The 20,688-nt window shown below is 67.7% G+C and carries 22 protein-coding genes and 1 riboswitch; of the genes, 12 read left to right on the forward strand and 10 right to left on the reverse strand.

Annotation, left to right across the window (positions count from 1 at the left end; translation table 11 throughout):
* Positions 1 to 235: NAD(P)-binding protein (locus NS1_RS17875; protein WP_157125290.1), on the reverse strand; the 235-nt coding region annotated here is incomplete at its 3' end.
* A 191-nt stretch (positions 236 to 426) separates the two neighbouring features.
* Here NS1_RS17875 and NS1_RS17880 point away from each other — a divergent pair.
* From NS1_RS17880 to NS1_RS17890, 3 genes are all read left to right on the forward strand, one after another.
* A complete protein-coding gene (locus tag NS1_RS17880) occupies positions 427 to 885 on the forward strand; it encodes an Rv0361 family membrane protein (RefSeq protein ID WP_157125291.1) in 459 nt (152 codons plus the stop codon).
* Between the two features lie 45 nt (positions 886 to 930).
* Positions 931 to 1,050: riboswitch (SAM riboswitch) on the forward strand.
* A gap of 17 nt (positions 1,051 to 1,067) precedes the next feature.
* On the forward strand, positions 1,068 to 1,484 hold the full coding sequence (locus NS1_RS17885) for a rhodanese-like domain-containing protein (protein ID WP_062986129.1): 417 nt from the start codon (positions 1,068 to 1,070) through the stop codon (positions 1,482 to 1,484).
* Positions 1,485 to 1,494: 10 nt separating this feature from the next.
* Complete coding sequence (locus NS1_RS17890) at positions 1,495 to 2,703, forward strand: O-succinylhomoserine sulfhydrylase (RefSeq protein WP_062986131.1); 1,209 nt, start codon at positions 1,495 to 1,497, stop codon at positions 2,701 to 2,703.
* On the opposite strand, the gene NS1_RS17895 is transcribed toward NS1_RS17890, so the two are convergent.
* Positions 2,700 to 3,056: a hypothetical protein gene (locus NS1_RS17895; protein ID WP_062986133.1), complete on the reverse strand. Its 357-nt coding sequence runs from the start codon at positions 3,054 to 3,056 to the stop codon at positions 2,700 to 2,702. The genes NS1_RS17890 and NS1_RS17895 overlap by 4 nt on opposite strands.
* A 99-nt stretch (positions 3,057 to 3,155) precedes the next feature.
* On the reverse strand, positions 3,156 to 4,166 hold the full coding sequence (gene fgd / locus NS1_RS17900) for a glucose-6-phosphate dehydrogenase (coenzyme-F420) (protein ID WP_056814999.1): 1,011 nt from the start codon (positions 4,164 to 4,166) through the stop codon (positions 3,156 to 3,158).
* Positions 4,167 to 4,325: 159 nt separating this feature from the next.
* On the opposite strand from fgd, the gene NS1_RS17905 reads away from it, so the two are divergent.
* The 4 genes from NS1_RS17905 (at position 4,326) to NS1_RS17920 (ending at position 7,438) form a co-directional block, all read left to right on the forward strand.
* A complete protein-coding gene (locus NS1_RS17905) occupies positions 4,326 to 5,084 on the forward strand; it encodes an HAD-IIA family hydrolase (RefSeq protein WP_373864344.1) in 759 nt (252 codons plus the stop codon).
* A gap of 77 nt (positions 5,085 to 5,161) precedes the next feature.
* Complete coding sequence (locus NS1_RS17910; RefSeq protein WP_062986135.1) at positions 5,162 to 6,253, forward strand: LLM class flavin-dependent oxidoreductase; 1,092 nt, start codon at positions 5,162 to 5,164, stop codon at positions 6,251 to 6,253.
* Positions 6,250 to 6,861, forward strand: coding sequence for an FMN reductase (locus tag NS1_RS17915; RefSeq protein ID WP_062986136.1), 612 nt, complete (start codon positions 6,250 to 6,252; stop codon positions 6,859 to 6,861). The genes NS1_RS17910 and NS1_RS17915 overlap by 4 nt, the downstream gene beginning before the upstream one ends.
* 28 nt (positions 6,862 to 6,889) lie before the next feature.
* Positions 6,890 to 7,438, forward strand: coding sequence for a YceI family protein (locus NS1_RS17920; RefSeq protein WP_056814989.1), 549 nt, complete (start codon positions 6,890 to 6,892; stop codon positions 7,436 to 7,438).
* Between the two features lie 62 nt (positions 7,439 to 7,500).
* Here NS1_RS17920 and NS1_RS17925 read toward each other — a convergent pair whose 3' ends face one another.
* Complete coding sequence (locus NS1_RS17925) at positions 7,501 to 7,950, reverse strand: MarR family winged helix-turn-helix transcriptional regulator (RefSeq protein WP_062986137.1); 450 nt, start codon at positions 7,948 to 7,950, stop codon at positions 7,501 to 7,503.
* Positions 7,947 to 8,579 carry a DJ-1/PfpI family protein gene (locus NS1_RS17930; protein WP_062986138.1) on the reverse strand — a complete coding sequence of 211 codons (633 nt, stop codon included), beginning with the start codon at positions 8,577 to 8,579 and terminating at the stop codon, positions 7,947 to 7,949. Before NS1_RS17930 ends, NS1_RS17925 begins: the two co-directional genes overlap by 4 nt.
* Before the next feature lie 115 nt (positions 8,580 to 8,694).
* Between NS1_RS17930 and NS1_RS17935 the strand changes: the two genes are divergently transcribed.
* Together NS1_RS17935 and NS1_RS17940 are read left to right on the forward strand one after the other, a co-directional pair.
* Positions 8,695 to 8,913, forward strand: a complete 219-nt coding sequence (locus NS1_RS17935; protein WP_056814983.1) for an NfeD C-terminal domain-containing protein — start codon at positions 8,695 to 8,697, stop codon at positions 8,911 to 8,913.
* Between the two features lie 12 nt (positions 8,914 to 8,925).
* The gene (locus tag NS1_RS17940; protein ID WP_062986140.1) at positions 8,926 to 10,023 is read left to right on the forward strand and encodes an SPFH domain-containing protein; all 1,098 of its coding nucleotides are present in this window, start codon (positions 8,926 to 8,928) and stop codon (positions 10,021 to 10,023) included.
* Between the two features lie 67 nt (positions 10,024 to 10,090).
* Here the strand turns inward: NS1_RS17940 and NS1_RS17945 are convergent, their stop codons facing one another.
* A complete protein-coding gene (locus NS1_RS17945; protein ID WP_062986142.1) occupies positions 10,091 to 10,600 on the reverse strand; it encodes a nitroreductase family deazaflavin-dependent oxidoreductase in 510 nt (169 codons plus the stop codon).
* A 74-nt stretch (positions 10,601 to 10,674) separates the two neighbouring features.
* On the opposite strand from NS1_RS17945, the gene pta reads away from it, so the two are divergent.
* Together pta and NS1_RS17955 are read left to right on the forward strand one after the other, a co-directional pair.
* Positions 10,675 to 12,753: a phosphate acetyltransferase gene (pta, locus tag NS1_RS17950; protein WP_062986144.1), complete on the forward strand. Its 2,079-nt coding sequence runs from the start codon at positions 10,675 to 10,677 to the stop codon at positions 12,751 to 12,753.
* Complete coding sequence (locus NS1_RS17955) at positions 12,750 to 13,949, forward strand: acetate kinase (protein WP_062986146.1); 1,200 nt, start codon at positions 12,750 to 12,752, stop codon at positions 13,947 to 13,949. The genes pta and NS1_RS17955 overlap by 4 nt, the downstream gene beginning before the upstream one ends.
* An 8-nt stretch (positions 13,950 to 13,957) precedes the next feature.
* Here NS1_RS17955 and NS1_RS17960 read toward each other — a convergent pair whose 3' ends face one another.
* The 3 genes from NS1_RS17960 to NS1_RS17970 are packed head-to-tail and all read right to left on the reverse strand — an operon-like array spanning position 13,958 to position 19,130.
* Entirely contained in the window at positions 13,958 to 16,690 is a 2,733-nt protein-coding gene (locus NS1_RS17960) for a tetratricopeptide repeat protein (protein WP_255284580.1), read from the reverse strand.
* Between the two features lie 5 nt (positions 16,691 to 16,695).
* Positions 16,696 to 17,652, reverse strand: coding sequence for a glutamate ABC transporter substrate-binding protein (locus NS1_RS17965; RefSeq protein WP_062986408.1), 957 nt, complete (start codon positions 17,650 to 17,652; stop codon positions 16,696 to 16,698).
* A complete protein-coding gene (locus NS1_RS17970; protein ID WP_255284581.1) occupies positions 17,649 to 19,130 on the reverse strand; it encodes a GlnX family signal transduction membrane protein in 1,482 nt (493 codons plus the stop codon). The genes NS1_RS17965 and NS1_RS17970 overlap by 4 nt, the downstream gene beginning before the upstream one ends.
* A gap of 128 nt (positions 19,131 to 19,258) precedes the next feature.
* On the opposite strand from NS1_RS17970, the gene NS1_RS17975 reads away from it, so the two are divergent.
* Positions 19,259 to 19,897 (forward strand): NUDIX domain-containing protein, encoded by a 639-nt coding sequence (locus tag NS1_RS17975; RefSeq protein WP_084503811.1) that lies wholly within the window; start codon positions 19,259 to 19,261, stop codon positions 19,895 to 19,897.
* A gap of 29 nt (positions 19,898 to 19,926) precedes the next feature.
* Here the strand turns inward: NS1_RS17975 and thiE are convergent, their stop codons facing one another.
* Positions 19,927 to 20,625, reverse strand: coding sequence for a thiamine phosphate synthase (gene thiE / locus NS1_RS17980; RefSeq protein ID WP_062986412.1), 699 nt, complete (start codon positions 20,623 to 20,625; stop codon positions 19,927 to 19,929).
* Positions 20,626 to 20,688: the final 63 nt, after the last annotated feature.

Raw genomic sequence — 20,688 nt, forward strand, 5'->3', positions numbered from 1 at the left:
GAACCTGGTCTTTGTCGAGGACCTTGTGCAGGGCGGTGATGATGCCCTTGATGCGCGGGTGGTCGGGCGCGACGCCGTAGCGGATCAGACCGAAGGGCGCGGGCATACGCTCGTAGAGGTCGATGCTCACGTCGGCATCGGACTTCATCAAGGCGTCGGCGGCGTAGATACCGGCCGGTCCCGCACCCACGATCGCAATGCGAAGTGGGCGAGTCGCTGCACTCTGTTCGGTCATTTCTACGCGCACCCTTTGGTCGAGAACTGATTTGACGGCGTCAACTTAGCTTAGGCTAAGTCGATATACCGGCTTACTGGCAGCTGCCATCCCACGCGGCAGCCGACCGCAATCAAGGCGATTCTAGCTGCGGCGTTGCAGCTACCCGGCGCGCGGTGTGGCTGCCCGCGCGGGTCTGTCAGGATTACAGCATGAACGAGGAGCAAACAGGCTCGGATGACCAGCCCGTAGTGGTGGATCAGACCGACAAGCGTTCCATCGTCCCGTTCGTCGCGGCCGCGGTGGTCGCGATCCTCGTGCTCATCGGCATCGTGGTGGGCGGACTGCTCTCACCCGCTGAGAAAAATGTCACAGAGGCCGACCGTCTCGCGGCCGCCGTCACCAACTATATCGACGCCCGCTCGCGCAGCGACCTGCGTCCGCCGACCGGTGTGGCCTGTCCCGGCTTCGACGAAGAGTCCTCCGGCCTCGGCGAACGGCTGGGTGGCCCGAAATCGGTTGTCACGATCGACGGCAAGGGCTTCGAGAACGCGACCGTGAACGGCGACCGCGCGAAAATCGATGCGGCGGTCGTCGTGAACGGCACCCCGTCGACGAGCACCTGGAAACTGACCAGCGTCGACGGCGCGTGGCTGGTGTGCACCTTCTGAATCGTTTGACACGGTGACCTGTGCCGAGGCAATCTCAGATCGCAAGGTCATGAGTGCCAGCGTCAAGCCCCGGCTCGCTGGTCGGCAACCCTCCTCCGCGGTGGGGTGCTCCGGGTGACGACCTGGCCGTGTGTTCGGGGACTTCCGGCACGGCAAGAGCGGATTCACGCAGGAGGATCGACATGACTTACGCCGGCGACATCACCCCTGAGAAGGCGTGGGAGCTGCTCACCGAGCACCCCGGCGCCGTACTGGTCGACGTGCGCACCGAAGGCGAGTGGGCACACATCGGTATCCCCGACACCAGCTCCATCGAACGCCCGGCCCATTTCATCGAATGGGTCGACGGCACCGGCACGCGCAACCCGGAGTTCGGCGTGCAGCTCGAGAAGGCGCTCGCCGATCGCCCCGACGACGCACCGGTGGTGTTCCTGTGTCGCTCCGGTCAGCGTTCCGCGCACGCGGCGAACCTGGCGACGGCGGCGGGCGTGGCACCGTCCTACAACGTGCTCGACGGTTTCGAAGGTGGTCCCGACGCGTTCGGTCAGCGCGGCAGCACCGGTTGGCGCGCTGTCGGCCTGCCGTGGCGTCAGGCATAAGGAGAAAAGCATGATCACCGGTGGTTCGTTCGACAAGCCACTGCCCGAGGGCGTCGGTCCGGGCACGCTCGGCGTGCGCGGCGGCCTGCGCCGTTCCGGTTTCGACGAGACGTCCGAGGCGCTGTATCTGACCTCCGGTTTCGTCTACGAGAACGCCGAAGCCGCCGAGGCCGCGTTCACCGGCGACGTCGAGCACTTCGTCTACTCCCGCTTCGGCAACCCGACCGTGGCGATGTTCGAGGAGCGCATCCGCCTGCTCGACGGCGCCGAAGCGGCCTTCGCGACCGCGTCCGGCATGTCGGCGGTGTTCACCGCGCTCGGCGCGCTGCTGAAGGCGGGCGACCGCCTCGTCGCCGCCCGCAGCCTGTTCGGTTCCTGTTTCGTGGTCTGCAACGAGATCCTCCCACGCTGGGGCATCGAAACCGTCTTCGTCGACGGTGACGACCTCGACCAGTGGGAACAGGCCCTCTCGGTCCCCACCCAGGCCGTCTTCTTCGAGACCCCGGCCAACCCGATGCAGACCCTCGTCGACGTTCGCAAGGTCACCGAGCTCGCCCACGCCGCGGGCGCGAAGGTGGTGCTGGACAACGTCTTCGCCACCCCCCTGCTCCAGCGCGGCTTCGAACTCGGCGCCGACGTGGTCGTCTACTCCGGCACCAAACACATCGACGGCCAGGGCCGCGTCCTCGGCGGCGCCATCCTCGGCGCCAAGGACTACATCGACGGCCCCGTCAAAACCCTGATGCGCCACACGGGCCCGGCCCTGAGCCCCTTCAACGCCTGGACCTTGCTCAAGGGCCTGGAAACCATGCCGCTGCGCGTACGCCACTCCACCGAGTCGGCCTTGCAGGTGGCGAAGTTCCTGGAGACCAAGAATTCGGTCGACTGGGTGAAATACCCCTTCCTGGAATCACATCCGCAACATGCCCTCGCCAAGGAGCAGATGACCGGCGGCGGCACCGTCGTCACCTTCGCCCTCACCGGCGACGACGGCAAGAAGCGAGCCTTCGAGGTCCTCAACCGCCTCCGCATCATCGACATCTCCAACAACCTCGGCGACGCCAAAACGATGATCACCCACCCCGCCACCACCACCCACCGAGCCATGGGCCCGGAGGGACGCGCGTCGATCGGCTTGTCCGACGGGGTAGTTCGTATCTCGGTCGGCCTGGAAGACCTCGAAGATCTCCTCGGCGACCTGGACCACGCCCTGAGCTAGCTCCGGGTGTCTGTCCTTGCGGCGTCAAGAATCGCGATCGCCTCGTCGATCGGATCGATGACGAAAAGTTCGGTTCCGGCATCGGTGTCGACGCGCAGACGAGTGCGGAGGCCGCCGCTGAACAGGCCGCCATCCGGGCTTTGCCGCCCGACGGCGCGCAGTTGGGTCAGGCTCGCTTCCCAGCGCTTGCCGCCGGTGATCGCATCGAGGTGATTGGGTACGAAGAGCAGTCGGGTTTCGGTCAGGTGGAGGCGTCCGCCGACGGCCCTGCCGCCTTGTGTTCGATTGGCGAGTTTCTGCCAGACGACGTTCTCGGAGGCGTTCAGCGCGGGGCTACCGATCCACAATCCCATGGTTCATTTCCTTGTGTCGTTCCGGTGTTCGTCACCATGGATCGATATCTGGCCGGGCGCCGTTAATGGCGCCCGGCCAGGGATCTGAGCAGACCGGTCTCAGCCCAGGGCGCGCAAACGCGGGGCCAGGTCTCGCTTGAAGAGGTCGAGGAAGCGGAGCTGATCCTGGCCGGGGGCGTGGAAGACCAGGTGGTTGAGGCCGGCGTCGAGGTAGGGCTTGATCTTGGCGACGGCTTCGTCGGGGTCGCTGGCGACGATCCAGCGCTTGGCGACCTGTTCGATCGGGAGGGCGTCGGCGGCCTTTTCCATTTCGATGGGGTCGGTGATGTCGTGCTTCTGCTCGGGGGTCAGTGAGAGCGGGGCCCAGAAGCGGGTGTTCTGAAGGGCCAGTTCGGGATCGGTGTCGTAGGAGATCTTGATCTCGATCATCTTGTCGATCTCGGCGACATCGCGTTCGACCTTGGCGGCGCCCTCGGCGACGGCGGGCAGCAGCTTCTCGGTGTAGAGGTCCATGCCCTTGCCCGAGGTGCAGATGAAGCCGTCGCCCGCGCGACCGGCGTACCTGGCCACCACCGGGCCGCCTGCGGCGATGTAGACGGGGATTCCCCCCTTGGGAACGTCGTAGATGGACGCGCCGACGGTGTGGTAGTACTCGCCCTCGAAATCGACGCGATCGCCGGTCCACAGTTCGCGCATCATCTTCACCGCTTCACGCAGGCGGGCGAAACGCTCCTTGAAGTCGGGCCATTCGCCCTTGTAACCGGTGGCGATCTCGTTGAGCGCCTCGCCGGTGCCGACACCGAGCATCACGCGCCCCGGGTACAGGCAGCCCATGGTGGCGAAGGCCTGCGCGATCACGGCCGGGTTGTAGCGGAAGGTCGGGGTGAGTACCGAGGTGCCGAGCTGGATGCGTTCGGTGCGCTCGCCGACGGCCGCCAGCCAGGCCAGCGAGAACGGGGCGTGGCCGCCGTCGTGGCGCCACGGCTGGAAGTGGTCACTCACGGTCGCACTGTCGAGGCCGTGCTGCTCGGCGGCGACGCCGAGTTCGACCAGCTCTCGCGGCCCGAACTGCTCTGCCGATGCCTTGTACCCGAGCTTGAGCTCAACCATTCCAGCCACTCCTGTCGTCCGTTGACCCCTGCCATCACGACACTAGCGCGCGGTCGGTCATCCGCGCCCACGCTGTTCGGTCACCCACCACGCCGAGTTTTAGCGGACAATTAACTGGTGACCACCAAGGATGAGCAGATCTTGTCGTACCTCACCGACATGGACGGCGTGCTGGTGCACGAGGATCAGCTGATCCCCGGCGCCGACGAGTTCCTCGCCGAACTGCGTGCCAACGAGATCCCGTTCCTCGTACTCACCAATAACTCGATCCGCACCCCGCGCGACCTGCAGGCCCGCCTGCGCCACACCGGCCTCGACATTCCCGAGGAGTCGATCTGGACCTCGGCGCTGGCCACGGCGACCTTCCTCGCCGACCAGCGCCCCAACGGCACCGCGTATGTGGTCGGCGAATCCGGCCTCACCACCGCGCTGCACGAGATCGGCTACGTGCTCACCGACAGCGATCCCGACTACGTGGTGCTCGGCGAGACCCGCACCTACTCCTTCGAGGCCATCACCACCGCGATCCGCCTGGTCGATCGGGGCGCCAAGTTCATCGCCACCAACCCCGACGCCACGGGCCCCTCCCGCGACGGCGTGCTGCCCGCCACCGGCTCGGTCGCGGCCCTGATCACCAGGGCCACCGGTAAGGAGCCGTACTACGTCGGCAAGCCGAACCCGCTGATGATGCGCTCGGCGCTGCGCCAGATCGGCGCGCATTCGCAGTCGACGGTGATGATCGGCGACCGGATGGACACCGACGTGATCGCGGGGCTGGAGGCGGGTATGCGCACGGTGCTGGTGACCTCCGGCATCTCGACCAAGGCCTCGGTGGAGGCCTACCCGTTCCGGCCGACCATGGTGGTCGACTCGGTGGCCGACCTGATCGGCCGGACCCGCCGCCCGTTCTCCGCCTGATCATGTGACCTGCGCCTCATCGGAATAAGGTTCCCCCTTCGCTGGTTATAGTTGCCATGGCAACCAAAGGAGGGCCCGTGCAGTTCGGAATCTTCAGCGTCGGCGATGTGACCACCGATCCCACCACCGGCCGCACCCCCACCGAGGCCGAGCGGATCAAGGCAATGGTCGCGATCGCGCAGAAGGCCGAGGAAGTGGGTCTCGATGTGTTCGCGATGGGCGAGCACCACAATCGACCCTTCGTGCCGTCCTCGCCGACCACGATGCTCGGCTATATCGCCGGGCGCACCGACAACATCTTGCTGTCCACCTCCACCACGCTGATCACCACGAACGATCCGGTCAAGATCGCCGAGGACTTCGCGATGCTGCAGCACCTGGCCGACGGCAGGGTGGACCTGATGCTCGGCCGCGGCAACACCGGCCCGGTCTATCCGTGGTTCGGCAAGGACATCCGCGACGGTATCCCCCTGGCCATCGAGAACTACGCACTGCTGCACCGGCTGTGGCGCGAAGACGTCGTGAACTGGGAAGGCAAGTTCCGTACGCCGCTGCAATCGTTCACCTCGACCCCGCGTCCGCTCGACGACGTGCCGCCGTTCGTCTGGCACGGGTCGATTCGTAGCCCGGAGATCGCCGAACAGGCCGCCTACTACGGCGACGGCTTCTTCGCCAACCACATCTTCTGGCCCACCGACCATTTCAAGCGGCTGATCGACCTGTACCGCCGTCGCTACGAGCACTACGGCCACGGCAGCGCCGACCAGGCCATCGTCGGACTCGGCGGACAAGTGTTCCTGCGCAAGAACTCTCAGGACGCGGTCCGCGAGTTCCGCCCCTACTTCGACAACGCGCCCGTCTACGGACACGGACCGTCGCTGGAGGAGTTCACCGAGCAGACCCCGCTCACCGTGGGCAGCCCGGAGCAGGTCATCGAGAAGACGCTCACCTTCCGCGAGCACTTCGGCGACTACCAGCGCCAGCTGTTCCTGGTCGACCATGCCGGACTGCCGTTGAAGACGGTGCTCGAGCAGCTCGACCTGCTCGGCGAGGAGGTGATTCCGGTGCTGCGCAAGGAATTCGCGGCCCGACGTCCCGCGCAGGTACCGGACGCGCCCACCCATGCATCGCTGTTGGCCGCCGCACGAACGAAGGAGTTGACCGTATGACCACCCGCATCGCCGTGGTGTCGGCCGGGCTGTCGCAACCCTCGTCCACACGACTGCTGGCCGACCGGCTGGCCGCCGCGACGGCACGGGAACTGGGCGGCGAGGTGGAGCTGGACTTCGTCGACCTGCGTGATCACGCCCGTGAGCTGGCCGACAACCTGCTCACCGGGTTCCCCGCCCCGTCGCTGCGGGCGGCGATCGACAAGGTCGTCACCGCCGACGGTCTGATCGCCGTCACGCCGATTTTCAGCGCCTCGTACAGCGGTCTGTTCAAGACGTTCTTCGATGTGCTGGAACCGGATTCGCTGGCCGCGATGCCGGTGCTGGCCGGCGCCACCGGCGGCACCGAACGGCACTCCCTCGCTCTCGAGCACGCGGTGCGTCCGCTGTTCGCCTACCTGCGCTCGATCGTCGTGCCCACCGCGGTCTACGCGGCCTCGACCGATTGGGGCGCCAACGGCGCCGACCAGGCGCTGAACAACCGCATAGACCGCGCCGCAACTGAATTCAGCGCCTTGCTACTCGGCAGGGCGGCCACCCGACCGACCGATCCCTACCTTGACACGACCCCGTTCGAAGACCTACTCGCGGCAAATCTTCCCCACTGATCCACACCCCTCAAGAAGGAGCACACTCATGACCACCGCCATCGCCAAGGGACTCACCGCAGGCACCTGGGCCATCGACCCCACCCACTCCACCGTCGGCTTCTCCGTACGCCACCTGATGGTGAGCAAGGTCCGCGGTCGCTTCACCGACTTCGACGGCGCCCTCGTGATCGCCGAGGACGGCACCGCCACCGCACACGCCGAGATCCGCGTCGACTCCCTCACCACCGACAACGCCCAGCGCGACGGTCACCTGCGCACCGCCGACTTCTTCCACGCCGAGCAGTTCCCGCTGATGACCTTCAAGTCCACCGGATTCCGCGGCGAGGGTAGCGATTTCGTCGTCGACGGCGAGTTCACCGTGCGCGGCAACACCAAGCCGGTCACCCTCGAGGTCGAGTTCCTCGGTGTCAGCCCGGGCATGGGCAACGGCCCGGTCGCCGGCTTCGAAGCCAAGACCGTGGTCTCGCGCCGCGACTTCGGCCTCGACATCGACATGCCGCTGCCCGACGGCGGCGCCGTGATCGGCGACAAGATCACCCTCACCCTCGAGATCGAGGCCGGCCTGCAGAGCTGAGCCCCGCGCCGAGTCGACGCCCCCACCACCCGTCCGGTGGTGGGGGCGTCGACGCGTTGCGGCTAGTCCTCGTCGGCGATGATCCTGTCGAGGGTCGCCGCGAGGTGGGTGAGGGTCGCGACCGTCGCGGCGAACTCCGCCGGACCGAGCGCCTGCGCCAGCCGGTGCGCCATGGCCGCGTGCTGCGGGTTGATGCGCCGAATGGCGGCGTGGCCTTCCTCGGTCATCGCGACCAGCTTGGCTCGCTTGTGCGCCGGGTTGGGTCGGTACTCGCACATGCCCTTGCCGACCAGCAGGTCCGCGATCCGCTGCACGCTCTGCCGGGTGATGCCCATCGCGCGGGCGATGCCGGCCACCGGCTGCGGCTGCTCCTGCACGGCGGCCATCACCTGCCACCAAGCCACGGAGATCCCGGCCGGTGCGGACAGTCCGTCGCCGATGGTCAGGAACTGACCGTTGAGCCGGAAGACGGTGAGCGCGGCGCCGTCGAGTAGGTCCTGTTCGGAGTTCAAGCTGCGTGGGTCCCCTCGTATTCGGCCAGCGCGGCGTACCCGGCCGGGTCCTTCTGCGCATACAGCTTGTACCAGGCCTCGAGTACGTGCGGTTCGTACAGGTCCAGACGCGCGAAGATCTCTCTCGCGAATTCGAACGGTGACATGCCGTCCGCGGTGATCACGTCACGGTCGGTGATCGCCGCCGTCTCGACGTAGTGCTCGGCCCCTGAATATCCGCTGTAGACAAGGAGTTCCGCCGCATTGCTGGCGTGTGCGCGGTCATCGAGCAAGCCCACCGTGGCCAGCCCGAAGGTGGCGCCGCAGATCGCGGCCACCGGCACCCCGGCGTCGACGAACTCCTTCGCCTTGTGCGCGAACGCGTTCAGCTCCCCACTCATCCACAGGTCCGCGCCCGGCAGGATCAGCATCGCGCTGTCGGCCGGATCGAGATCGGCGAGGGCGAGGTCGGGCGTTACTCGCAGGCGCCCCATGGTGGTGATCGGTTCGGTGGTGAGGCCGACCGTCGCGACTTCGAACGTTCCGGGCTCCCGGTGCCAGTTTCCGTTGGCGATGTGCGCCGTGGCGGCCCCCACTTCCCAGTCGGCGAGGGTGTCGTAAACGGCTACGTGAACTGTTGTGATCAACATGACAACATGCTGTCATATTTGACAGAATGCTGTCAATAAGAATTTTACTACCGGCTTATAGCCGCCGCTCCGTACTCTGACGGCATCCGGTGCGAGACAGAGAGGTTCACCCGCGATGACCGATTCCGTGCACGGCATGACGGGCACCATCACGTCACCGATTCGGGAGGCGGGCGCACTGGGTGAGGTGCTGATCTCGATTCGCGGGGGTACGGAGCTCTACCTCGCCCGTGCCGATGAGCCGATCGCCGCCTGGACCACCGTGTTGATCGTCGCGGTCCATCCGGGGCGGCTGGTCGATGTGGTCACTTGGATTCCGCTTCCCTCAGAATGAAAGGGGCCCGCGATGCTGGGCTATCACGTACCCGATCCCGACGAAGCCATGCTGGTCAGTGGTGCCAAGACCAAGGACGACACCCCGTTCAAGGTGGTCATCGGCCGCGGCACCTGGGTGGTGCCGCTGTTCCGTAAGGTCCGCTACCTGTCGCTGGCCATGTTCGAGTCCGAGATCCGCGAGCGCTGCGTCACCAAGCAGGCCATCCAACTCGATGTGCGCGCGGTGATCGCGTTCAAGGTCGCCAACGACACCCAGTCGATCGTCAATGCGGCACAACGCTTCCTGTCCGAACAGGAACAGGAGATGTCGGTGCTCACCGGCCGGATCTTCTCCGGTCACCTGCGCTCGATCGTCGGCTCGATGACCGTCGAGGAGATCATCCGCGAACGCCAGAAGCTGGCCGACGAGGTCCTCATCGCCTCCAAGGTGGAGATGAGCAATATCGGCCTGTGGGTCGACTCGTTCCAGATCCAGAGCATCGACGACGGCAATCTCGGCTACATCAACGCGCTCGCGGCTCCACACAACGCGGCGGTCCAGCGCGATGCCCAGATCGCCCAGGCCCAGGCCGCCCAGCGCTCCGCCGAAGCCGAACAGGAGTCGTTGCGTCGTCGCGCCGAATACGAGCGCGAAACCTCCATCCTCAAGGCCGAGTACCAGCGCGACATCGACAAAGCCAATGCCGAAGCGGCGCAAGCGGGCCCGCTCGCCGACGCCATCGCCAGGCAGGCCGTCCTGCACGCCCAGGCCGAGCAGGCGCGCAAGAACGCCGAACTCCGCGAACAGCAACTCCAGGCCGAAGTGGTGAAACCCGCTGAGGCGGAGGCGGAACGCGTCCGCATCCTCGCGGTGGCCGAAGCCGACCGCACCCGCATTCAGGCCGAAGCGGCAGCGTCCAACAACCGAATCGCGCTGGACCAGATGCTCATCGAGCAGCTCCCCGAAATCGTCAAGCAGGCATCACACGGCCTGGCGGGCGCCAACCTCACCGTCCTCAACGGCCCCGACGGCGTCGGCGAGCTGCTCAACGGCATGGTCGGTCAGGGGCTGACGGTGTTCAACTCGCTGCAGAAGGCACTGTCGAACGGCGAAGTCGACAAGGTCTGATGAGCGAGGGCGTCCCGGGCCTGACCAGCCCGGGGCGTCGCGGGGGCTGCCGCGGTCTATGACCCGGTCAGGTAGTCCGGCGCAGGGCGAACATGCGTAGATCGCGGGTGGTGCGGTCGCGGTAGGCGGCGTAGGCGCCGGTGATCTCGACGAAGCGGGCGAAGATCGCGTCCTGCTCCGCGTCGGGGACCGGGGTGGCGGTGACCGGGATGCGCTCGCCCGCGATGGCGACGGTGGCCGACGGGTCGGCGAGCAGGTTGGCGGTCCACGCGGGGTGGTGCTGCTGGCCGAAGTTGGAGCCGATCACGTACAGGGTGTCGCCGTCGTGGACGTAGAGCAGCGGCTGGGTGCGGGCGACGCCGGACTTGCGGCCGGTGGTGGTGAGCAGGATCACCGGGGCGCCGATCGGGCCGAGCACGGTGTATTTGGCGTCGGTGCGTTCCAGCAGGGCACGGTCGAGCGGGGTGATCGTGCGGACCAGCCAGGACCCCGGCTTGGTCGCGGCGAAACGGTTGGCTGCGCGGGACAGGGGATTGGTGCGCGAACCCCACTGCCGATCCGGGAACTGCGATGTCATAGGGCGGACTATAACGCGACCGATCAGACCACACCGCACCCCTGAATCGCCGACGATTCACTAAGCTCGCGAGCATGGTCGAACAAGCGCCGTCCACCGTGTACATCGCCTCACCCGAGGGTGACACCGGAAAATCTACGGTCGCACTGGGTGTCCTCGGCATGCTGTGCGCGACCACCGCACGCGTCGGCGTATTCCGTCCGATCACCCGCTCGGCCGACGAACCCGACTACATCCTCGAACTGCTGCTCGAGCACAGCACCGCCGATATCAGCTACGAACAGGCCGTCGGCGTCACCTACGAGGACGTGCACCGCGACCCCACCGCCGCGATCAGCGACATCGTGATGCGGTTCCACGACGTCGCGAAGGCCTGCGACGCGGTGGTGATCGTCGGCAGCGACTACACCGACGTCGCCAGCCCGAGCGAGCTGCGCTTCAATGCCCGCATCGCGGTGAACCTGGGCGCGCCGGTACTGCTGGTCGTTCGCGGCGCGGATCGCACGCCCGGCGAGGTCAAGCAACTGGTCGAACTGTGTACCAGCGAGCTCACCACCGAGCACGCTCACCTCGTCGCGATCGTGGCCAATCGCTGCGCCCCTGACGAGCTGGACGAAATCGCCACCACATTGGCGAGTTTCGATGTTCCGTCGTGGACCCTGCCCGAGGTGCCGCTGCTGATGGCGCCGACGATGGCCGAGCTGTGTGAGTCCATCGAGGGCGAAATCTACAGTGGCGACCCGGAATTGCTGCAGCGTGAAGCGCTGCGCATCATGGTCGGCGGCATGACCGCCGAACACATCTTGGAACGACTCTCCGACGGTGTGGTGGTGATCGCGCCCGGCGACCGGTCCGACGTGCTGCTCAGCCTGGTGAATGCCCATGAGGCAGCGGGCTTTCCGTCGCTGGCCGGGGTCATCATGAACGGCGGCCTTCGCCCGCATCCGGCGATCGCGCGGCTGATGGAGGGACTGCAACCCAAGCTGCCCATCCTCGCCACCGAACTCGGCACCTACGACACCGCGAGTGCCGTGCACGGCACCCGTGGCCGGATGTGGGCGGGCAGCCCGGGAAAGGTGGACACCGCGCTCGCGCTGATGGAGCAGCGGGTCGACGCGCCGGAACTGTTGCGGCGCATCCAGGTTCCGACCTCGACGGTTGTGACACCGCAGATGTTCGAGTACCGGCTGATCGAACGCGCCCGCGCCGATCGCAAACGCATCGTGCTGCCCGAGGGCGACGACGACCGCATCATCCGCGCCGCCGGACGAGTACTACAGCGCAAGATCGCCGACCTCACCATCCTCGGCGACGAGGCCTCGGTGCGAGCCCGTGCCGCCGAACTCGGTGTCGACATCGCCGACGCCGAGGTGCTGGCGCCGCGCACCTCCGGCTACCTCGACGAATTCGCGGCCGAATACACCGAACTGCGCAAGCACAAGGGCATGACGCTCGAGCGTGCGCGTGAAACCATGGCCGACATCTCGTATTTCGGCACCATGATGGTCTACAAGGGGATCGCCGACGGCATGGTCTCCGGCGCCGCGCACACCACCGCGCACACGATTCGGCCCTCGTTCGAGATCATCAAGACGGTGCCCGGCGTCTCCACGGTGTCGAGCGTGTTCCTGATGTGCTTGGCCGATCGTGTTCTCGCCTATGGCGATTGCGCCGTGGTGCCCGACCCGACCTCGGAGCAGCTGGCCGATATCGCGGTGTCTTCGGCGGGCACGGCCGCCCGGTTCGGGATCGACCCGCGGGTGGCGATGCTGTCGTACTCGACCGGCGCGTCCGGAACCGGCGCCGACGTCGACAAAGTCCGCGCGGCAACCGAACTCGTGCGCGAGCGGGCGCCGGAACTGCCGGTGGAAGGCCCGATCCAGTACGACGCCGCGATCGAGCCCGTCGTCGCCAGCGCCAAGCTGCCCGATTCCGAAGTGGCGGGCAAGGCCACGGTTTTCGTCTTCCCCGACCTCAATACCGGCAACAACACCTACAAGGCGGTGCAGCGCAGTGCGGGTGCGGTCGCGATCGGGCCGGTGCTGCAGGGGCTGCGTAAACCGGTGAACGATCTCTCGCGCGGCGCGCTGGTCGCCGACATCGTCAACACCGTGGCGATCACCGCCATCCAGGCACAGGGAGATGGCAAGTGAGCGATCTCGTCCTGGTGCTGAACAGCGGCTCTTCGTCGATCAAATATCAACTGCTGCACGCCGTCTCGGCAGAGGTATTGGCGTCCGGGCTGGTCGAGAAGATCGGCGAGTCGCACGGCGGACGGATCGTGCACGAGGCGGGCCCCGCCAAGCGCGAGTACGACGGCACGATCCAGGACCACAAGGCCGGTCTGCTGCGGGCGTTCGAGATGTTCCGTGAGACCGGCCTCGACCTGACCACGATCGGAATCGGCGCGGTCGGGCACCGGGTGGTCCACGGCGGCGAGGTGTTCTGGGAGCCGACCCTGATCACCGATGACGTGCTGCACACGATCGACGAGCTGTCGGTGCTCGCGCCGCTGCACAATCCCGCCAATGTGGTCGGCATCGAGTCGACGCGAGAGTTGCTGCCCGGCATTCCCGAGGTCGCGGTCTTCGACACCGCCTTCTTCCACGCCATGCCCGACGCCGCCAAGACCTACGCGATCGACGCGAAACTCACCGCCGCCCACGGGATTCGCAAGTACGGCTTCCACGGCACCTCGCACCAGTACGTGTCGGAGAAGGCCGCGCAATACCTGGGCCGATCGACCGAAGAGCTGAACCAGATCGTCTTCCACCTGGGCAACGGCGCGTCCGCCTCGTCGATCCAGGGCGGCGTCGCGATCGACACCACCATGGGCATGACCCCGCTCGAAGGTCTGGTGATGGGAACCAGGCCGGGCGACCTCGACCCCGGCGTGCTGCCGTTCCTCATGCGCGCGGCCGACCTCGACGTGAGCGAGGTGGAACAACTACTCAATCGCAACTCGGGCATCAAGGGCCTGTCCGGGGTGAACGACTTCCGCGAGCTGCAGAAGCTGATCGACGGCGGCGACACCCAGGCGAAACTCGCCTACGACGTCTACATCCACCGCCTGCGCCGCTACCTCGGCGCCTATCTCGTAGAACTCGGCACCGTCGACGACATCGTCTTCACCGCCGGTGTGGGCGAGAACAGTCCGGCGGTGCGCGCCGATGCCTTGGCGGGGCTACAAGCCCTCGGTATCGAGATCGATCCCGTCCGCAACGAGACGAGAGCCCCTGGCATCCGTCGCATTTCGCCGGACTCCGCCCCGGTGACGGTGCTGGTGGTGCCCACCAACGAGGAGCTGGCCATCGCGCGCGCGGCTTACGAACTGGTCGGCGCGCGCTGAGCTCCGGCTCAGAACCAGGATTTGGGACGCAGGGAGTTGGCGAGGTCGACGAGAGCGTAGCGGTGGTCCCGGTCCGGTGCGTTGCGGGCGAGGGAACGCAGGCCGGATTCGGTGCCGTCGCGCAGGTCGCGTTCGGTGAAGCCGCGCCCGAACAGCTTGGCGTCCTTACGTTTCGGTGTGTTCCCGGCCTGTAGCCAGGCCAACGCGGTGCCCTGGACCAGCGTGCGCATGAGGGTGGCCCGGTGCTCGCCGGGGGCGATGGACTGGGCGCGCGAGGCGGCCAGCCGCAGGATCTGTTCGTCGAGTTCGGCGACGGGGGAGCTGATGAGCAGCAACAGGATCGCCGTGGTCTGGGCGGTGGTGAAGTGGCGGGACGCGGCGGGCACGTCATCGAGCGCGTGTACCGCTTCGCCGACTCGTCCCGCCACCGCCAGCTGCCTGGCGAGGCCGAATGCCGCGCTCACCACGGCCCGGTCGGTGCGCCATACGGTGTCGTAATAGCGTTCGGCGAAGCTGCGCCACTGTTCGGGCGCCGCGGAATCCCAGTGTTGCAGGATGAGTTCCGCGGTGGCGGCCAGCGCCAGCTTGGGCGCGATCTCACCCGGCAGCACCCGCAGCACTGCCTCGAACGACGCGAAGGCGGCCTCGTAGTCGAGTTCGAGCAGATACGCCTGACCGGTGAACCAGTCAGTGCGCCAATCGGTTTCGTTCCGAACCCGGTCGAGCAGGTGCAGCACCGCCGCCGACTCGCCCAGTTCCAGCCGCGCACGCGCCTCGGCGAAGAGCAGCTCGCCCGCCAGCGTTTCGGGCGCGTTGTCGGGGTCGGCTTCGGCCCGCTCGCGGGAGTCGTGCAGCGCCTCCAGCACCCGCTCGGGTTCCGGGTTGGCGGTCGCGGCCAGCAGCGGAGCCGACGGGTCGGCGGGGTCGATCAGCGGAATCGGGAGCGCGGCGACCACATCGCGGGAATCCAGTAGCGGTGAGCGACCGACACCGTCGAGGTAGGCGTCGGTCTGGCTGATCAGCTCCTCGGTTCCGAAGCTGGTGCGCTGTGGACTGAACACTGTGGACAGCTGTGGATGTTCGGTGCCGGTGTCGTAGGCGAGGATCTCGCGCAGCACACCAGCCAGCTGCGCCGACATCGCCCGCGCCGACGGAAAACGAAGTGCCGGGTCGAGATCGGTGGCGGTGAGCAGGAATCGATGGAAGAACTCGTAGCGGGCGAGCAGCGGTTCGTCGGCGGGGTCGGGGATGCCGTCTAGGTAGCGACCGTTTTCGCTGGGCAGTGCCAGCGTGAGCGCGGCGATCGTGCGGCCGACGGTGTAGACGTCGGAGGCCGGCGTCGGCCCGGTTCTGGCGATCTCCGGCGCCTGGAAACCCTTGGTGCCGTACAGGTTTCCGTAGGCGTCGATGGTGGCGACCGCGCCGAGGTCGATCAGCTTCACCTGGTCCTCGGTGACCATCACATTGTCGGGCTTGAGGTCGTTGTAGGTGAGACCGATCGAGTGCAGATATTCCAGCGCGGGCAGGATCTCCAGCACATACGCGATGGCCTCGGCCAGCGGCATCTGCTCGCCACGCGGTCTGGCGTCGAGAATGTCGCGCAGCGAATGGCCGCCCACGTACTCCATCACGATGTAGCCGATGGACCCGTCACCCGCGGTGTGTTCGACGAAGTTGTGGATCTTGACGATGCTCGGGTGCGCCACCTCGGCCAGGAACTGCCGCTCGGCTACCGCCACGGCCTGCGCTTCGGCGTCACCCGCGTGCAACAGCCCCTTGAGCACTACCCAACGATCGCTCACATTGCGGTCGATGGCCAGATAGATCCAGCCGAGCCCGCCGTGCGCGATGCAACCCTGGATCTCGTACTGCCCGGCGACCATATCGCCTTCGTGCAGCGACGGTCGAAAATCGTAAGCGGCCCCACAGGTTTCGCATTCGCCACTGGTCGAGGCCGCCCGCGCCGGCGTCGAACGCCCGACCGGATTGCTACAGCGCCAGCAGAACCGCCGACCTTCCGACACCATCGGATCCGCCAGCACGGCATCACGCGGGTCGGCCGGGGCCACCGTCGGAATCGGCACCAGCCCGGCCCCGAGCCGTCGGGTGGGCCGCGACCGCGCCGTTCGCACGCTGCGCCCCGACCGTGCGGTACCCCCACTGGTCTGCGGCGTGGACGGCCAGGATTCGGGATCGGCCGGAGTCGCCTGCGTGCCGGGCTGTTCGGTGCGCTGAGCGGCCTCGGTCGCCGCGTACGGTGCGGTCATGGGGTCCCGCTGCGCGGCTTCGGTCGGCGCGTACGGTGCGGTTCGCGGTGCGGCTTCGGTCGGTGCGTACGCCGCTGACTCGGTTGCCGGGGGACGACTTGCCCGCTGTGTGGCGAGCTGCTCGTCCGCCTGCTGTGCCGTTGCGGCCGGGGGAATCTCGCCCGATCGCTCGATGGCGCCGGACACTTCGTCTCGCGGGGTGGCATCGGTTGCCGGGGTGTGGTCGCGGCTGCTCGCCTGCTGTCGGGCGAACTCCGCGGCCGCCTCGGCGGTGAGTTTGGGCAACGGTCGCGTCTCGTCGTCGCCGGGCAGCGTCCACCCACCCGGCAGCGTGCCCGGACGCTGACGCTGGGTCAGCTGTGTCGGCTCGCGCCGCTCCGGGTCGGGTGCCGGATCGTGCGGCGTCGACTCGGCGCCGAGCTTCGGGTCCGGATCGGCTTGTCCCAGTTCGCCATTGGTGGGATCGGTGCTCATGGCCGTCAGTCCTGGTACTTCGGTGCGGGTGGGCTCGGTGTCTCGCCGAGGGTCGCGAGCCAGCGGCGGTGGATCCGGGTCCAGGTGCCGTCGTTGCGGATGCGCTCCAGGGTGGCGTTGACGAAACGCACCAGGTCGTCGTCGCCCTTGGGGATACCGATGCCGTACGGCTCGGCGCTGATGCTGCCGCCGACCACCTCGGTGTAGGGGTCCTGGGCGGCAAGACCGGCCAGGATCGAGTCGTCGGTGCTCACCGCGTCGACCTGGCGTTGTTGCAGCACCACCAGGCAGTCGGCCCAGGTCGGCACCGTCAGAATCGTGGCGGCGGGTTGGTCGCGGCGGATGTGATCGAGCGAGGTGGTGCCGCGCACCACGCACACGCGCTTGCCCGCCAGATCGGCGAGGCCGCCGATACCGGAATCCTTCACCGCGAGCACCCGCTGGTCGGCCCGCAGATACACCGTCGAGAACGCCACTCGCTGACGTCGCTCGCAGGTGATGGTCATCGTCTTCGCGATCAGGTCGACGGTGTGATCCTGCAGTGCTCGCTCGCGCTCTTCCGAAGCGAGACTGCGGTATTCGATCAGATCAGGATTGCCGAGCAGGTCACGGGCGATCTCGCGGGCGATGTCGGCGTCGAAGCCGACGATGCGACCACTCAGCGGATCGCGGAAGCTGAACAGATTGCTGCCCGCGTCGAGTCCGACGATGAGCCTGCCGCGCGCGCGGATGGCATCGATCGTCGGGCCGGACGCGGTGCTGGGCCGCAGGCTCGCGGTCGGATCGCCGCACTGTTCGCCACCGGTAGCGGGCACGGGGGTATCGGTGCCGATCGGAATCGCCTTGGCGGGCAACGGCGGTTCCGAATAGACGCCTCGCTCAGCGGGCGTGGTTGTGCTGTCGGAGCAGCCGGCGAGCAGCCCGACCAGCACCAGCGTCGCGAGGACGCGCCCGCGCCTCACCGGTACTCCCGCAGCCGCGGCCACAACCCGAGCGCGACGCAGGCCGCCGCCGCGATCCCGAGCGCGAATGCGCCGGGGGCGAGGAAAGACAGCACGTCGATCGCCTGAGAGACCTTCGCGCGCAGGGTGTCTCGTGTCACCGCGCCCGCTTTGTCCAGTGCCCTGTCGAGTGCGTCGACCTGGGCGGCCGAATCGGCGGCGCTCGGACCGGTGGCCACGGTGGCCGCGCCCATGAAATCGCCACGCTCGAGGGTGTCGTTCATCCGCTGATGGGCCGACTGCCAGCGGGTCAGCGCGGCTCGTGCGTACGCCACTTCGTCGCGCGCGGGGGCGTCATCGGGATAGCCGGCGAGCAACTCGTTGAGCCGGGCGGCATTGGTATCGAATGTGCGGTCGTAGTCGCCGGTCGCGTCGCGGCGAACCAGCTTCACCATTTCCGCTGATCTGGCTTGCTGCACCAGGATTCGACTCTCGGCCAGCCGCGCCGACGGCACCGCTCCTTCGTCCCGGCAGCGAATCATCGCCACCGCGGACAACGATCCGGCCGCCACCGTCCAGATCAGCGTCAGTGCCAGCGCGCCGGTGCCGATCAGCAGGCCCATATTGAAGAACCGGCGCGAGCGCCGCGCCAGCTCGACCTGCACCCAGATCAGCGCGCCGAGCGCCACCACCAGCAGCGCGATCGCCGTCCACGGCGGTTGCACGTGCCGGTGCTGCGCGGCGGTGACCGCGTCGAACCGGTGGTCTTCCAGCTCCTCGGCCATCGGCAGCAGCCCGGTCTGCATCTGATGTGATGCCTCGCTCAGATACGCCGCGCCCACGGGATAGCCGTTGCGGTTGTTCACCCGTGCGGTCTCGATCAGCCCGCTGTAGACGGGCAGCCCGGTCGCGATGCCGGTGCGCAACCTGCGATCGGTGCCCGATGGGTCGGCCGCTTCTTCGTCGGAGACGTGTCCGGCCTGCGTCACCAACTCCGCGGCTGCTTCGCCGATGGCCTGGGTGTAGCGGTCGCGCACTGCCTTGGGGTCGAGTCCGCCCGCGATGAAGGCAGTGCCCGCGGCGGCGTCGGCGATCGAAAGCGAGGTGTAGAGGTGGTTGGCCGAATGCGCGTCGGGTTCGGTGTCGTCGAGCAGGACGCCGAGAGCTTGCTGACGCTCACTCACGGTCGTCGAAGTCACCGCGCCCGCGGTCACGCACAGCACCATCAGGACCAGTCCGGCGGCAACCAGCCGGCCCGGCGAGGAGTGCGCGAAGCTGCGCAAGCGGGCGGGTTGGAACTGCGCGCGCAACGCCCTGACATCGGGCGCGGGCGGCCGGTCCACGGGCGCAGTCGGTCGGCGCAACGGCGCCCAGCGCGGTGCTACCGGCGCGGCTCCCGCGGTGTCGGAAGGCGCCGCACCCGCCTTGGCCTGCGACGACGGGCGAACACGGACGGCCGCCACCTCGGTCGAGGCATTGCGATTCCCCGGTTCGTCCATCGTTCACCTCCCGGCGCGGTCTGTGCACCACCACTGGTGCGGAGTTTATTGTTGTCCTACGGGTAGCGCAGCCCCTCACATACCCCCGAAGCGGTTGCTGTTCGGCTGCTCGGAGGAAAGAGTATGGGATGCGCGGCGACGGAGACGGCTGGTACAAGAGCCCTGACGGGGTCAAGCACTGGGGCAAGTTCGGTGCGGCGGGGCTACTGCTGCGCGCGCCGTTGCCCGGTGGCGGGTCGGCGGTGCTGTTGCAGCACCGGGCGCCGTGGAGTCATCAAGGCGGTACCTGGGCGCTGCCCGGCGGTGCACGCGATTCGCACGAGTCACCCGAGCACGCGGCCGTCCGGGAGGCAGAGGAGGAAGCGGGCATCACCGCCGACCTGCTCCGCGTACGCGCCGAACGCTTGACGATGACCGCCGCGAGCGGCTGGACATATATCACCGTCATCGCCGATGCCGACAGCCAACTCCCCACCGTCGCCAACAAGGAATCCGCCGAACTGGCCTGGGTTCCCGAGGACGAGGTCGCCGACCTCCCGTTGCACCCCGGCTTCGCCATCGCCTGGATCGACCTGCGCGCGGTGCCGTTGCGGGTGCGGCTCGAGGCCGATACCGAACTCGCGCAGGCGCTTCCCCGCACAGTCGAACTTCCCGACCAGGGCTTCTTCTGGCTGCACGCGCGGGCCGACGGCCCCGGCATCGAAGTGGTTCTCGACGCCGAGCTGACCGAGGGCCCGATCCTCACCAGGGCCGACGTCCTCGCCTGAGTGGCGGGCAGCGGCGCTGTTCGACGAGCTCAGTTCGCGTCGAGGAGTGCTTGTTTGAGTTCGCGGGCCGCGGCTTCCGGATCGGCGGCTTCGGTGATCGCCCTGACCACGACGACGCGGCGGGCGCCGGCGGCCAATACCTCCGGCAGTCGCTGCGCGTCGACGCCGCCGATGGCGAACCAGGGGAGCGTGGGATGGGACTCGGCGGTCGAGCGCACGAAGTCCACGCCCGCGGCTTGGCGGCCGGGCTTGGTGGGCGTGGTCCAGATCGGGCCGGTGCAGAAGTAGTCGAGGTGGCCGTCGATGGCGGCCAGGCCCGCCTGATTGCGGTTGTGGGTGGAGCGGCCGATCACCACATCGGGGCCGACGACGCGTCGCGCGTAGGTGGGCGGCAGGTCACCCTGGCCGAGGTGCAGCACGTCCGCGCCCGCGGCCAGTGCGATATCGGCGCGGTCGTTCACCGCGAGCAAGGCGCCGTGGCGTCGCGTCGCGGCCTTGATCTCGGCCAGCGCGCCCAGCTCGGCCTTGGCCTCCAGCGCCCCGAATTCGGCCTCGCCCGGCGACCCTTTGTCTCTGAGCTGCACGATGTCGACGCCACCGGCTAGCGCGGCGTCGACGAATCTGGCCAGATCGCCCTTCTCCCGGCGCGCGTCGGTGCACAGATACAGCAGCGCACTCGACAGACGCTCCCTGGGCGGGACGGAACGGTTCGGATGGGAGGGCTGCACGTCCACGACGGTAGTCGCGCTACCGTTGGAGTGCGAACGCCGTGGCTGGCGATAGGCGAAAAA

Source organism: Nocardia salmonicida NBRC 13393, from assembly GCF_001613085.1.
In the GTDB taxonomy this organism is placed as follows: domain Bacteria; phylum Actinomycetota; class Actinomycetes; order Mycobacteriales; family Mycobacteriaceae; genus Nocardia; species Nocardia salmonicida.